The organism is Methylorubrum thiocyanatum (assembly GCA_014138645.1).
Classification (GTDB): Bacteria; Pseudomonadota; Alphaproteobacteria; order Rhizobiales; family Beijerinckiaceae; genus Methylobacterium; species Methylobacterium thiocyanatum.
On the sequence record JACJIB010000005.1, the window covers coordinates 270,275 to 283,630 of the forward strand.

Genomic DNA, 13,356 nt, shown 5'->3' on the forward strand with positions numbered 1-13,356 from the left:
TGGTCGCCCGCGCCCGCAGAGTGGCTTGATCGCGACATAGCAAAGGCCCCCGTGGTTTCATCCGCGAGGACCTATAGTGCGTTCTATCGGTCTTGATATGTTAGATGCGTCGAAGATCTGATCGTCGATAGAACGCCGCTCCAACGACCTCCCGTTCGATCGACGGCTCGAGACCGAGCGCCGTCAGGCGCCTTTTGATCTCGCGGAAATGAATGCCAGTCGTTTCCATCTCTTCGAACAGGGTCGCGTATTCGCTCCGGAATTGATCGAACGATGTCTGGCTGACCACCGTCACCGGGCAGCGGTTCAGGGGACTGACGATCACCTCGGCCTTCAGGTACCCGCACTCCATGAGGTTCCGCACGACCTTCGTAGTCGTGCGCATCGTCGTTTCGATGGTTCTGGCGGTCAGCCATCCCTCCATCGACCCGCGCATGAGGGAGCGGATTTCGGATACGCGGACGAGAAGGGCTGCAAAGCTTCGTTCGCCGGTCCGTCGGCCGACCCAAGCGAGCTTCCGGTCGAGCACCAGACGGACGATCTCGATCGTGCTGCAGCAGACCCGCTTCACAGCCTTCTGGATGTCGGCCATGTCGGCGTCGGCTTCGCCGACCGGAACGGCATCGGCGAACAGGCGGTCGAGAAATGCATCTAGGTCGCGGCGCCTGAAGAGGTGGTCGAGATCCGGCCGTTTCGGAAACATCGGCTCGATGATGCTGGCATCCACCAGAAGTTTCGTCTGGACGCGACCGGCGCCGATGTACGGCTCGACCTCGGTCATGAAGAGACCGTCGACGGCGTCCGCTAGCGTCGTGACGGCCGCGGCAGCGTCGAAGGTCGCGTTGCCGTAGGGCAGTTCCATCTGCTCCGTCGACAGGACGCCGGCGGCGTGAAGAATTTTGCTCAGGCGCTTGGGATGGACCTGCATCTCCAGCGACGCCGAGCGGACGGAGTGCAGCACGCGCCGCTCGACCGGCCTCCCGAGGATGGTCTCGCCGGGACCAAACGGCATTCGCTGGATCATGAAGTCGACGACGAGGTCCCGGACGACGTCGAAGTCCTTGTGAGGCGCTCCGAACGCCAGGAACTTGAACCAACGTCCGAGCACCGCCTGGGGGCCTTCGGTCGCGCTGCGGGAGTATGGATAGGTCTGGATGAGCCCATCCATGAATGCCTGGATGCCGGCCACGCCGAGGCTCGCGATGCCGAATCCGCTTTCCCCGGCATCCACCCACTCCGCCTGCGTGAGCGTGTTCGCGCGAACCTCCCGTCCGTAGCGGTCGACCATTCCGATGGACTCGCAGATCGCCATGCCGACATGCAGCGGCAATCCATCGAGCCACGGCGAAAATCCGATCCTTCCCGCGAGCCGGTCGAGTGCGTACGTCTCCAGGCCCGAAGCCGGCCTACGGGGAGCTTGCTCCGCCAGATCTTCGAGATCCGGCAGCAACGGCTTCAGGAGATACGCGAAATCATGAGCCTTCGACGGGCATGTCGGCCGCTCGATTTCGACGAAGCCCATGCCGTGATCGGGGCAGGTGCGGATGGACGCGATCGACCAGATCGCGCGCCCGTGGGCCACGGTCTCCGGCCTCGACGACTTGGAACAGTCGTCGAGCAGACAGGCCGGGCAGAAGCGCAAGGCGGTTCTGAGAAGGCTCTGGCCCGGGAAGGGTTCGCCTTTGAACACATGTCCTTCGCCCACGCGGCGGAACGCTTCGGAGGCGAGCTTCGCCGGATCGGCGCCGGAGAGATCGGCGAGCGTGGCCAGTGTCTCCGGACGCCCCTTGACGAGGTCGCCGAAGGAGAGCCCCATGTCGGCGCAGAAGTAGCGCGCGCTGGGTTCGCACGACAGATGGAGCTGCGCCAGCCGCGAGACGAAGGAGGTCGGAGTCTCCCCCGCGACATGGGCCAGCGTGGGACGGAGGCGCGTTGCGGTCGGCATCACTTCCCGCTCCCCTTTCGGCTGACCTTGCCCGTCGTGCCACGACCGGTCGGGTCCTCCATCCGCCCTCGGTCGAGGATCTGCGTCGGATCGGTCTCGATCCAATTGTCCACGACGAACGGATTGCGCGACTGCGGGCAGGAAACCCGATCGCGATAGGCCCTCTCGAAATGCGATCGCCGGAGTTCGACGTCTCCGGCCCGGAGCGCGTCGTCGATGGCCTCCCAGATCAGCTCGACCGCAATTCCGGTCGCGTGGTTGGCGGCATGGATCAGGCGCGGAGCGACATCGTCGGCGACGCTTTCCCGAACCTTGAGGGGCGTCAGCCTGACCAGATCCTCCAACGTGCACGAGATCGGAAGGATGTGCGAAGGAATCTGCAGGCGCTCGAATTCCACGAACCGGCATCTCCGCCGGACCTGGCCATCCGCCCGTAGGAAGTCGGCGAGATCGGGTGTCCCCGACAGGACGAGGAGGAGCGGATTCTCCCTTCGTTGGACGAGAGACTTTATAGTGTTCAGGGTCCGGATCTGCTGGTCTCTGTTGGACGACTGCGGGAGATGTTGCATCTCGTCGATATGCAGGACCCGCTTACCGCCCTCGTCGAGCCTCCGCCGGACATCCTCCCAGATGAGATGCTCCTTTTTGTCCCGCTGGATCGGGTAGCCCAGTTCGGGCAGCAGCGTGCGTCCGAGCTGCATGAGCGTACAGGGACTCGGGGCGGTCACCGAGACGATCGTATCTCCCAGGGCATTGTGGTAGCTCCGGAAGATCCTCTGCAAGGCCCGTGATTTGCCAGCACCGGTCTCGCCGGTCACGACTAGGATGACGCCTTCGGGATGTTCGTACGTGTGGTCGAAGTCCTCGCCCTCCCAGTCCCCGTCGTTCCAGTCTGCCGCCCATTCGTCGTCTTCATCCTCGACCGGGACGTCGGTGTAACCTCCGGCTTCCCCGCCCCGTGCGGCAGCGGCCCCAACGGGCCCGACGGCCTGGTCCGGACGGCCGGGATCGTCCATCTCGCGCGGAAGCAATCCCAGCTTCTCGAGCAGATCCCCGAATCTCTCGGACAGTCGATCGAAGACCGGGTTGGGACAGTAGAAACTCCTCAGCCTGCCCATGATCCGGCCGAGCAGGGACCCGGAGATCCGCTTGGGCGTCGACGCCACAGGTCGGAATTCGCGTTGCTTGCTCATCCTACTTCTCCTTCGTCCAGGGGTTTCGCCGCCGACCGGAACCGGGCGGTACGGCCGGATCGGACGGGCCGGGGGGATCGGCGTCCGGATCCGGGCGGGGCGATGGATCCGTCCGCACCTTCGGTGCGCTCGGCGCATCCGGCACGGAGGGGTCGGGGACGCCAGCCTCCCTTTCAGCAGCAGCGCTGGAGGCCGACGTCGCCACCGGATCCGCGGGCATCGGCCCCTTCGCAATCGACCCGCCGACCGGAAAGCTGCGGCCGAACGCGGCCCCGAAGCTGGATGGAAGGGTGGGCTGGCCGGAACGGACCGGCGGATCGCCGTCGACCGGCTCCGCGTCTCCGAACATTTCTTCGTCGGACGGGATCGAGAAGCCGATTCCCAACTCCCGCTCGCAGTTGGCGATCTCCTCGTCGGTGGGTTCGCCGGGACCGATTTCCGCCACGCCTGCGGCCCGCGAATGCGTGCGCTCGATGGCTTCGATCGCCTGAAGCACGATCGGCATCCTGATGTCGGCGACTTCGCCGTACATCCGCCGCAGATCGGATGCCGCCAGCAGCCAGTCGCGAAGCTTCCTGCCCTGCATGAACCTCGTCCGACAGGGCAGCGAGATCCACTTCACGCTCTTGGGGTCGAGCCGGACTGATATGCCGCCGATGTTTTCCGGGTCGATCCGAACGTCGACCACCGCATCGCCCTTTGCGCGGCACCAGGCCTGCAATTCCTCGCTGTTGTAGTAGAGGCCGGCGATCCGGATGCCGGGACGGCCGGTCCGGCGGAGAACGTCCATGCCGAAGGACTCGCGCATGCGACGCTGGTCCGGGCAGGGTCGTGGCTTCTTCAGCCTGGTCAGGCGAAGCCATGCATCGCGCGGCGTCTCACGTCCGAGACCGTCGTGTTGCATGTTGTGGTATACATCGACGCACCACCTGACGAGCAGGTCGGCGAATTGATCTATCGTAAGAACGGCACGGAGCTGCGCTGGATAATCGCCAAGTTCCTGTATGCTCCCGCCGGTATTTCCCTCGAAACGCTTGAGAAGATTTTCCTTGATCGTCCTGAAGAACCGCTCGATGAATGGCCTCAGCTGAGGCTGGGCCGCGGGCGGATTGATGACGTCCGCCAGAACGGAAATGGCTCGCGCCGCAAAGAACGCGTTGACGAACGCCACTCCCATGTCTGTGGCGAGGCTGTCGAGAGACCCGCACATATCCCACAGGCTCAACGCCCCGGCTGCACGTCCGATGTGGCTCTTGTCGTAAAAGCACATCCGCAGTGTTTCGACCGCAGTTTTGGCATTCTCCGATCTTGAGAGTTTCATGCCGAGGACGCAGCGAGATGCCACGTCCATCGCCACGCATAGGTACCAGCGACTCCTGTCGATTTGACTTCGCAGATGTTGAGGCAAGTTCTCCCAAATTGCAGCTTCGACGAGCAATACTTGAAGGTCGATCTGGTAGAAGTCCATCTCGACCCGCTCGAGGGCCCAGGAGACGTCCGGTCCGATACCCAGGTTGCGCCATTTCCGGCCTGCCCGCTCGCGACCCAGACGCGCGATGTCGACCTCGAACTGGTTGAGCTTCGCGATTTCGAGGCAGAACCTTGAATAGGAAGGTGTCGAGTCGATAGCTCGCCCTTCGTCCTCGAACTGCCTGCTCAGCCGCGCGAAAACCCCCCTGAATCGCTGGTAGAGATTGAGTCTGGTCAGCTTTCTGTAGCTCGCAAACTTGCGAGCGTACTGCTCGAGCAGATAGCGCGTTTCCGGAGAAAATCTGTCACGCCGATTTCCGGATCTGAATCGGCCGTCTCGCAGGCAACTTAAATCGAATTCGGCAGCTTCAAGATGTTCCACATAACGCCGAAGCGTTGCAGGACTTGGGGGGACACCGCGGTTCTTCCTCGATCCTCGGTTCGCCCTTCTCTTGACGTCTTCATCGACATCCCAGGATACGAAAGCCCGGCTGACGCCAAATTTGTTTGAGATCTCCACTACAGCTGCGGCATACCCCTTCGAGGTCCTGTCTACAGCTCCGGCTCTCAGGAGGCCGTAAAACTCGCGTATCCAGCGGATCTTGTCAGTGACGTCGTTCTGATCCGCCTTCGGCAAGTGGCGCAAAAAAAATCCCTGGTCGGCCATACGCGACGTCACGCATTCGGGACGGAACCAATCGATTTCATGCTTGAAGTCGACGCCCTTCCTTTCGATTTCGAAATCATAGTGCGTGATGAAGATCTCGCTCGATCTATCGAAGACCGGAGCCAGCCAGTGTCCGTCGCGGCTGGATCGCACGGGCCGCCAGTACTCGCTGAAGATAAACAACCGGTCGTCCGGGCGTAGCGCTACAGCTGCGCCAAGGGGATTGGGCAGGGCCATCAGTAGGCCTTCCGAATGGGGAAGACTTCGGCAGCGGCGACGCGGCTCCGGTGCGTGATGCGGCCCTCGTCCTGGACGAGGAGAAGGCCGCGGTCGATCAGGCTGAGAACGGCAACGAACCCGCTGGCGATTTCCGCGCCGGCGGTCTCGATCAGGCGCCGGATGCGGACGATCCCATCGGCGCCTCGTGCAGCCGCGAGAATATCATTCTCGATATCCCACGCGGGATAACGGCGCGAGCTGCGGAGAAGTTGGGCATTGTAGACCGCGTCCGGACAGAGATCCTCGTCCGTCAGCAGAATGACTTCGTCGGCTCGGTCTGCCGAAACCTGGGCGGCGATATGATTGAATTTCGGCTCGAGGTTGTACTTCCTGACCTTGACCGCAGGCTTGATCTCGACGAGACGCCTCCGTGAGACCGTCTGAAGATAGAAATCGAATCTGTGCGTGCGCCGGAAGCCGTCGAAGTCGATATATTCTACGACGTCCGGCTGCTCGACGAGATGCAATGGCTTCAGCAGGCCATCGAATACGACAGCCCACTTGTATTCGAGGCTGCTTTCGACATGCATCATACGGAACCGGTTGCCGGCGGAGACCGCCAACGATGCGCGCGCAGATCCGCGCGAACTCGCGGAGGGGCGCCGGGTCCCCTCGCTGGCATCGGGATCATCCCAATAGGCCGGTTCAAGCACCGGATTTGGCGGCGGGAGATTAGAGAGGGCTGTCTGGATGTCCATGAGGCAGGGCGGCTCGGCAAAACCATCCCGTCGACCGGAAACGGAAGTCCGTCGGCCCACGGGAATGGTTGTTGAGAAGAGGCCAGCCGTCGGCACACGGGCTCGCGTTTGCTTGCGGGTTGCGCGCGTCCGTGTCAGCATTCACTTTCTTACGGTGAATTGGCCGACGGTCGGTTCGGGAGATGCGCGGTCACTGGAAGCGGCCGCGCATATCATTTTCGAGCTACATCACTAGCTTCATTTTAAGCTCTCCGACGCAGTTGGCATTGAGGCTGCAAACCTCAAGCTCCGGAGCTCAATTCTATTCAAATCGCTCAGTAGGCTTTATGGGTATCGTCGGATTGGTATCGGTGGCGCGAGCTGCCTACATGCTGTCTTGACCCGCTTAGAAATCACAGCACGTAGACGAGGTGCTGCTTTCATACGGGCCTTCAAGTATGCGCACGGCGTGCGTCATAAGTTGGCGCTGAAATGCTTGGAGATTGGAATGCTGTGAGTGCATGCTGCTTGCCTCCCCTGGGTATCAGGCAGCACGCATGGCTCAGCATAATCCGCTTGCGGCTGAAGCCGGGCGTAGGCATTATGCCGCCGTGATTGCTGCGCGATTCCTCTGGAATCGTCAGTGTCGCTGATAGGCCGTCCGGTTAGCTGCCAGGCATGGCGGACGGCTTAGTGATTGGGCGCTCAGGACCTCCTGAGCGCCTTTCTCATTTGTGCCATAGCTGCATTGTCCGTCCTCTGGTTCGCTGTTGCTCGAGTGCTGCTGAACGCTCGTCAAAGGCGGCGAGCTGGTATCGGCGCTCTAGCGATTCGCTCATGCATTGCAGGAAGGAACGGCGAACGCAAGCCTCCCTTCAAGCAACAGATGCGATCTTCAGCCACCTCGATAAGCAGAACTGCCAGTCCGAAGCTCCACCCCGAGCAGAGGCGCTAGGATTGGCCGGATATCGGTACGAATCAGCAACGAATGTGCTGGTATTATGTTGGTGAATACATATCGATCAAATCTAGTCAAGCTTTAAATCGGCGAAATGCGCAGAATTTTCATCGAAGGAATCGTTTATGCTTGTAGATTCGCATTTATGTGCAATCAAAGGAGCGGGGCTCCCCTTTTTGCCTATCCATTCCTTCGTCGCAGGAACATCGGGACTCATTTAGAAGGGCAAGCCATTCCTTCGAAGTTCAGAAAGATTTGGATAGCGCGTCGTAAATTTGCAACGTAATCGCGCTTCTGGGTGAGGATCTCGCACAGAGATCATTGTAGCTAGTAGGCTTGGGTCGCTATGCGGTGAGTGGCCCCCGACCTGCTCTTTTCGAAAATCAAAGGGCACACGCTTTTCGTGACAGCTCAGTGAGACAGCGCGCCGATCACGTCTGCGCTTCGATCGCCAACGCACTGGCTAGGCGATCCTGCTGTCGAGTCGATTCGCCGAAACGACGTCGTACAATGGTCTCCGGCGATAGCGCTTCCCCAGGCTCTAGGACGGCCTGACCGGCGCAGACAAGTGCCAGGACTGCTGCTGCTGGCTCGAAATTTGAGCTTCGCACGCAGTTAGCGAGTTCGCCGAGCGTCAACCCCGCTTCGGCCTCAGTCAGACGCTCCAAAATTCTAAGCCGGTCTCCGACAGGGATCACGAGCTTGCGAGCTGCCCAAACTGCCCGAGCGGTGGAGCACCGCGGTTCGGACAGAATGTAGGATCTGGTGATCAAAACGTGGTCAGGAAAGGTTCTTCTTGAGGACTCTTCAAGGCGACTGGGGGTGGCCATGATCAATCGCCGCTGGGCTCCGGCAAATACAAAAAAACTGAAGATGCGCTCGTTACGGTACAGCGGATCGCCTGGTTCTATTGCTGAAATTGAACTTTCAAGAGTCGCTTGAATGAGAATGTCTCGGTGCCATCGTCGAGGATAATCAATCGGCACTGCTGTTTTGAACGATCGAAAGCCAGGTCTCACTCTCTGCCCAGGATCTTCGCTGGTCGAGGTAAGCCTCATCGAATGCTGATCGGACATGGAGCCGCCGTGGCCTTCGAATGTGTTGGGTGCAGCAGACCCGGAAGGCGGCGGTTCTGCTGATTACGGTCGATAGCTGTTTTTCAGCATTTCAGCCTTTGTGCGCTAAGGTCGTATTCGTGGACCTTGGTAATGAATTAGCCTCGATAGCCCGCACTTCATTGCGCGAAAGCATGGAGGCAAATTTTGCCTTCTACAAGTCCAAAATGTTGTTTGGGATTGTGGGGATATTGTTGATGGGCGAGCCGATGGGGCGGCCTATTTTGCTGAATTGTAATATTTTTGGTGATCCGCCTGCGGCCACGGAGGCCTACCGTGGGACCCGCACGCTCTACGTTTGACCCGGATGCAAAGGGTCAGAAGCGGCGGTTCGGCTCCTGCCGCATCAAGGTCGGCTCATGGCACGAGCCGAACAAGCGACGTGCGAACTACTGACCCATAGCGGCCCGTTCACACAACGGCCTTTATCGTCCGCTTCGACGCAGGAAGCGGACCTCGCAGAAGTCGTAGCAGTCCTCACGGGCCCGCTAGTCGGGCGGATGCAGCGCGTGCAGTGAACCCTGCGATCAAGATCACCGACATCACTGCCTTGCTGCCGCTGACCGTGCCTACTGACAGCCGAAGTGATAGCCGAGCCAGTGTTCTGACTTCGAACACCAAAGTTCCGCACTGCGGCAACTCAGAGTAAATAAGGGCCGCCATCGCTAAGGCGGCCCTTATTCGTTGCTACCGGCTCAAATCACCCCCGTGGTGGCTCTGCCCGGCCACTTCGGGGACGACGGTAGCAAGGCGGCACCGGTGAGCCGCGATGGCCTTCCGGGCGAAGCCGAAAAAGGGCGACAAGGAAGTGGGCGCAGCTGGTGACTTCATATTAGAATTACCTAAATAAGGTAATTCTGACATACTGGAACATCGAACGATGGACGCCGTCACGCCGACCGACCTGATGCGGCTCCAGGACAAGGCCGCCGACGCGGCCCGCCTGCTCCGCCTCCTCGCCAACGAGAAGCGGTTGCTCATCCTGTGCCTGCTGGTCGCCCGCGGCGAGATGGACGTGACCAGCCTCGCCGGGGAGGTCGAGCTCAGCCAATCGGCCCTGTCGCAACACCTCGCGAAGCTGCGCGAGGACGGGTTGGTCGCCTTCCGGCGCGAGAGCCAGACCATCCACTACCGGCTGGAGGACCCCAGGGCCGCGCGGGTGCTGGCGACCCTCAAGGACATCTTCTGCCCCGATCTTGGCTGACGGGTCTCAGCCCGCGGCGATCTCAGCCTCAAGCCCCGGGCGATCCGTCCGGTTGCGCAGGCGAAGGCTGAGGCCACTTCGGCGGGACGCCATCTCGGCGATGGCGAGGCCGAGGCCGCTACCCGTCGCGCTCTTGTGGCGCCCTCGGAAGAACCGTGTCGTGACATGGGGCAACTCGTCCTCCGGAATGCCCGGTCCCTCGTCGCGAACGACGATGCCCCCACTATCCGGCCGCGCGCCCCAAGCCACCGTGCCGGTCTCCATGTGCTGCACGGCGTTCTCGTGCAAATTCCGGACGGCGAGGCGCAAGCCCTCCGGGTCAGCCCGCAGGATATAGCCGCGCAAGCCCGGGTCGATCTGGGTCCGGACACCGGGGGGCGTCCGCATCCCCTCCACGGTCTCCGTCACCAACGCGCCCACGTCGACCTCCGCCAGGGGGGGCGCCTCCCCCGCGGCGTCGAGCCGGGCGGCGTCGAGTAACTGGCGGACGAGGCGCGTGGTCCGGTCGACGGCCGCCAGGATCTGGCGCAGCGCCGCCTTCGCCACGTCCGGATCGGTGGCGGCCATGGCGACCTGGGCCTGGACCTTGAGGCCGGCGAGCGGTGTTCGCAGCTCGTGCGCGGCGAAGGCCGTCACCTCCCGTTCGTGCCGGCGTGCCGATTCGACCTTGAGGAACAGCCCGTTCAAGGCGTCTGCCAGGGGACGCACCTCCGTCGGCGTCCGATTTGCGTCGATCGCACTCATGTCGTCGGCGCCGCGACCGGCGAGGTCCCGCGCCATCAGCCTCAAGGGACGCAAGCCCCGCCCGAGGCTCGCCCAGATCAGCATACCGAGCAGCGGCACCATCAGGATGGCGGGCGTGACCAGGCCCATGATGAGGTCGGTGACGAGGCGCTCACGGAGGCCAAGACGATCACCCACCATGACCCGCACGCCCCTCTCGGCATCCTCCACGGTGAACACCCGCCAGATCTCGCCATCGACCTCGCGCTGCGAGAAGCCGGCCGGCGCGTCGGTCAGGCGGCGCTCCGGGGCCCCGGTCGACCGCGCGACCATGCGTCCGTCGAGCGACCAGATCTGGCAGGAAAGCTGCCGCTCGTAGGCCGTCGGGGCCGGGAAGGTTCGGGGCGCCCCGTTCGGGTCCGTGCCGCCGACCGCGCCCACCAGGGAGCTGACCATGCGCGCCGCTTCCTGCAGGCGGTTGTCGAGTACCTGCTCCACCTCGCGCTTCGAGCCGAGGTAGATCCAGGAGACCGCGCTGAGCCAGATCAGGCCGGTGGCTAGGACGAGGATGGCGAAAAGCCTGACGCGGAGCGACCTCATGCGGGTGCCCTCATCCGGTATCCAAGACCTCGGACTGTCTCGATGGCGTGCTTGCCGATCTTGGCGCGCAGGTTGTGCACGTGGACCTCGACCGCGTTGCTCTCGACCTCCTCCTGCCAGCCGTAGAGCCGCTCCTCCAGCTCGGCCTTCGAGCGAAGCACGTCGGGGCGCTCCATCAACGCCGCCAGAACCATGACCTCGCGCCGGGAGACGGCGACCGGCACACCATCGACGGTGACGGCGAGGCTGCCGGGATCGAGCCGGATGGCGCCGTGCTCCAGGATCGCCGCGGCCCGCCCCGAGGCCCTCCGGACGACGGCGCGGATGCGGGCCGAGAGCTCGTCGAGGTCGAAGGGCTTGCCGAGGTAGTCGTCGGCGCCACCGTCGAGCCCGGCGATCCGGTCGGCGACCGCGTCACGAGCCGTCAGCAGGACGACCGGCGTCCGGTCGTTCCGGCGGCGAAGCCCCCGCAGCACGTCGAGGCCGGAGCCGTCGGGCAGCATCAGGTCGAGCACGATGGCCGAGAACGCGCTCGTGGCCAGCGCCGCCTCGGCGTCGGCGCGAGTCGCGACGCAATCGACCGTCGCCCCGCCCAGGCCCAAGCCAGCCCGGAGCCCGTCCGACAGGATGGTGTCGTCCTCGACGACGAGGATGCGCATGCGTGTCTCCCTTCACGGCCCCATCCTCCGGGCCCCGCTTAAGCCTGGCTTAAGCTGCGTTTCCGACCCGCCGCGGGTCGATCCGATCCCGGACCCCGCCCATGCCGAACGTGTTCACCCACCTCATCCTCGCCGCCCTGCTCTGGACCGGCTCCTCGCTGTGGTCGCCGGGGCAGTGCCGCGAGCCCGGTGCGCGGCCGACGCCCTTCACCGTCGATGCGGCCCGTGACGCTGACCTCTCGCTGCGCCTGCGATGGACCATCGCCCCCGGGACCTACCTCTACCGTGACAAGATCGCCGCCACCGACGGAAGCGGCAGGGAGCTTCCCGTCAGCACCCAGCCCGGTGAGACCAAGGACGACCCCAACACCGGGCCGACGGAAGTCTATCACGGCGCGACGGAGGCCATCGTGCCGGGCGCGGCCCTCGCGGGCGTGCGCGAGGTGCGCGTCACCTATCAGGGCTGTGCCGAGAAGGGCATCTGCTACCCGCCGATCAACAAGGTCATCCAGGTCCCTGCGCCAGGTCCGCAGGCGACCGCCGCGACGCCGGTAACGGACGCGCAGCCCGAGCCCGAGAGGGGCCTGCTCTCGGGCCATCTCGCGGGCGTCCTGGCGACCTTCCTCGGGCTCGGCCTGCTCCTGGCCTTCACCCCGTGCGTGCTCCCGATGGTCCCGGTGCTGGCGGGCATGCTGGCCCGGTCCGGGGAGCGGCTCTCGGCCGGACGAGGTTTCGTACTCTCCGGCACCTACGTGCTCGCGATGGCGCTGGCCTACGGAACGCTCGGCGTGGCGGCGGCATGGTCCGGGCGCAACCTCCAGGTCGCGCTCCAGACTCCCGTTGCGCTCGGGCTCCTCGCCGCGGCCTTCGTCGCCCTGGCGCTGTCGATGTTCGGGGCCTTCGACCTGGCGCTGCCGTCCGGCGTCTCCGGCCGGCTGTCACGCCTGAGCGGGCGTAGGTTCGGCGCGCTCGGCGCCGCCGCCGTCATGGGCTTCACCTCCGCCCTGATCGTCGGGCCCTGCGTAACGCCACCGCTCGCCGCCGCCCTGCTCTACGTCGCCCAGACCGGCGACGTGGCGCGCGGCGCCGCCGCCCTGTTCACGCTCGGCCTCGGCATGGGCCTGCCGCTGATTGCGTTCGGGACGTTCGGGGCGGGTATCCTGCCGAAGTCAGGCCCATGGCTCGTCGCCGCCAAGCAGACCTTCGGCGTAGTCTTCCTCGCATTGGCCATCACCATGGTCTCCCGCCTCGTGCCGTCCGAGGTCACCCTCGTTCTCTGGGGCGTGCTGGTGATCGGCGTCGGCGTGTTCGTCGGGGCGTTCGACGTCGTCAGGGCGGGTGCCGCGGGCCGACTAAGCAAGGTCGCCGGTATCGTTGCCGTGACCTACGGCTGCGCCCTCGTCATCGGCGCCGCGGGCGGCGGGACCGACCCGCTCCGGCCGCTCGCAGGCTTCGGCCAGTCGCGAGCGGTTCACGTCGATGAGAGCCGGTCTGTCTCCTCCGTCCCGGCTTTCGAGGCCACCCTCGCGGCGGCCCGTGCCGCGGGCAAGCCAGTGCTCGTCGAGTTCGCTGCCGACTGGTGCAGCGTCTGCAAGACCAACGAACGGACGGTCCTGGCTGACCCCGGCATCCGGGCGAGGCTGAGGGCCGTCTCGGTCATCCGCGCCGACGTCACCCGCGACGACGCCGCCGCCCGCGCCCTGATGCGGCGCTTCGAGGTCGTCGGACCGCCGACCCTCATCCTGATGCGACCCGACGGCGCCGAGGTCCGCGAGGCCCGCACCGAAGGCGAACTCACGGTCGATGACCTGACGCGCCGTCTCGCCTTCGTCGGCGCCTGAGCCCCCCTTTTCGAAAAACCAAGTT

At 64.0% G+C, this 13,356-nt stretch carries 10 protein-coding genes; 3 read left to right on the forward strand and 7 right to left on the reverse strand.

Going from position 1 to position 13,356, the window contains the following annotated elements; all coding sequences use genetic code 11:
• Positions 1-100 precede the first annotated feature (100 nt).
• The 5 genes from HNR51_RS15660 to HNR51_RS15680 all read right to left on the reverse strand — a co-directional run bounded on the left by HNR51_RS15660 (position 101) and on the right by HNR51_RS15680 (position 8,265).
• On the reverse strand, positions 101-1,945 hold the full coding sequence (locus HNR51_RS15660; RefSeq protein WP_182555541.1) for a TniQ family protein: 1,845 nt from the start codon (positions 1,943-1,945) through the stop codon (positions 101-103).
• The gene (locus HNR51_RS15665; protein WP_182555542.1) at positions 1,945-3,138 is read right to left on the reverse strand and encodes an ATP-binding protein; all 1,194 of its coding nucleotides are present in this window, start codon (positions 3,136-3,138) and stop codon (positions 1,945-1,947) included. The genes HNR51_RS15660 and HNR51_RS15665 overlap by 1 nt, the downstream gene beginning before the upstream one ends.
• A 1-nt stretch (position 3,139) precedes the next feature.
• Positions 3,140-5,512, reverse strand: a complete 2,373-nt coding sequence (locus HNR51_RS15670; RefSeq protein ID WP_182555543.1) for a TnsB C-terminal domain-containing protein — start codon at positions 5,510-5,512, stop codon at positions 3,140-3,142.
• Entirely contained in the window at positions 5,512-6,252 is a 741-nt protein-coding gene (locus tag HNR51_RS15675) for a hypothetical protein (protein ID WP_182555544.1), read from the reverse strand. The genes HNR51_RS15670 and HNR51_RS15675 overlap by 1 nt, the downstream gene beginning before the upstream one ends.
• A 1,368-nt stretch (positions 6,253-7,620) precedes the next feature.
• Complete coding sequence (locus tag HNR51_RS15680; RefSeq protein ID WP_182555545.1) at positions 7,621-8,265, reverse strand: hypothetical protein; 645 nt, start codon at positions 8,263-8,265, stop codon at positions 7,621-7,623.
• Positions 8,266-8,294: 29 nt separating this feature from the next.
• On the opposite strand from HNR51_RS15680, the gene HNR51_RS15685 reads away from it, so the two are divergent.
• Entirely contained in the window at positions 8,295-8,606 is a 312-nt protein-coding gene (locus HNR51_RS15685) for a hypothetical protein (protein ID WP_182555546.1), read from the forward strand.
• Positions 8,607-9,184: 578 nt separating this feature from the next.
• Entirely contained in the window at positions 9,185-9,508 is a 324-nt protein-coding gene (locus tag HNR51_RS15690) for an ArsR/SmtB family transcription factor (protein ID WP_012752372.1), read from the forward strand.
• Between the two features lie 6 nt (positions 9,509-9,514).
• On the opposite strand, the gene HNR51_RS15695 is transcribed toward HNR51_RS15690, so the two are convergent.
• Entirely contained in the window at positions 9,515-10,831 is a 1,317-nt protein-coding gene (locus tag HNR51_RS15695; RefSeq protein WP_182555547.1) for an ATP-binding protein, read from the reverse strand.
• Positions 10,828-11,490 (reverse strand): response regulator, encoded by a 663-nt coding sequence (locus HNR51_RS15700; protein WP_182555548.1) that lies wholly within the window; start codon positions 11,488-11,490, stop codon positions 10,828-10,830. Before HNR51_RS15700 ends, HNR51_RS15695 begins: the two co-directional genes overlap by 4 nt.
• A gap of 101 nt (positions 11,491-11,591) precedes the next feature.
• Between HNR51_RS15700 and dsbD the strand changes: the two genes are divergently transcribed.
• A complete protein-coding gene (gene dsbD, locus HNR51_RS15705) occupies positions 11,592-13,331 on the forward strand; it encodes a protein-disulfide reductase DsbD (RefSeq protein ID WP_182555549.1) in 1,740 nt (579 codons plus the stop codon).
• Positions 13,332-13,356 lie beyond the last annotated feature (25 nt).

Bases quoted from the DNA above. Each gene is read 5' to 3' on its own strand.
- HNR51_RS15690 (WP_012752372.1), top strand. From the start codon at position 9,185: ATGGACGCCGTCACGCCGACCGACCTGATGCGGCTCCAGGACAAGGCC.
- HNR51_RS15660 (WP_182555541.1), bottom strand. From the start codon at position 1,945: ATGCCGACCGCAACGCGCCTCCGTCCCACGCTGGCCCATGTCGCGGGG.
- HNR51_RS15675 (WP_182555544.1), bottom strand. From the start codon at position 6,252: ATGGACATCCAGACAGCCCTCTCTAATCTCCCGCCGCCAAATCCGGTG.
- HNR51_RS15695 (WP_182555547.1), bottom strand. From the start codon at position 10,831: ATGAGGTCGCTCCGCGTCAGGCTTTTCGCCATCCTCGTCCTAGCCACC.
- HNR51_RS15665 (WP_182555542.1), bottom strand. From the start codon at position 3,138: ATGAGCAAGCAACGCGAATTCCGACCTGTGGCGTCGACGCCCAAGCGG.
- HNR51_RS15670 (WP_182555543.1), bottom strand. From the start codon at position 5,512: ATGGCCCTGCCCAATCCCCTTGGCGCAGCTGTAGCGCTACGCCCGGAC.
- HNR51_RS15680 (WP_182555545.1), bottom strand. From the start codon at position 8,265: ATGTCCGATCAGCATTCGATGAGGCTTACCTCGACCAGCGAAGATCCT.
- HNR51_RS15700 (WP_182555548.1), bottom strand. From the start codon at position 11,490: ATGCGCATCCTCGTCGTCGAGGACGACACCATCCTGTCGGACGGGCTC.
- dsbD (WP_182555549.1), top strand. From the start codon at position 11,592: ATGCCGAACGTGTTCACCCACCTCATCCTCGCCGCCCTGCTCTGGACC.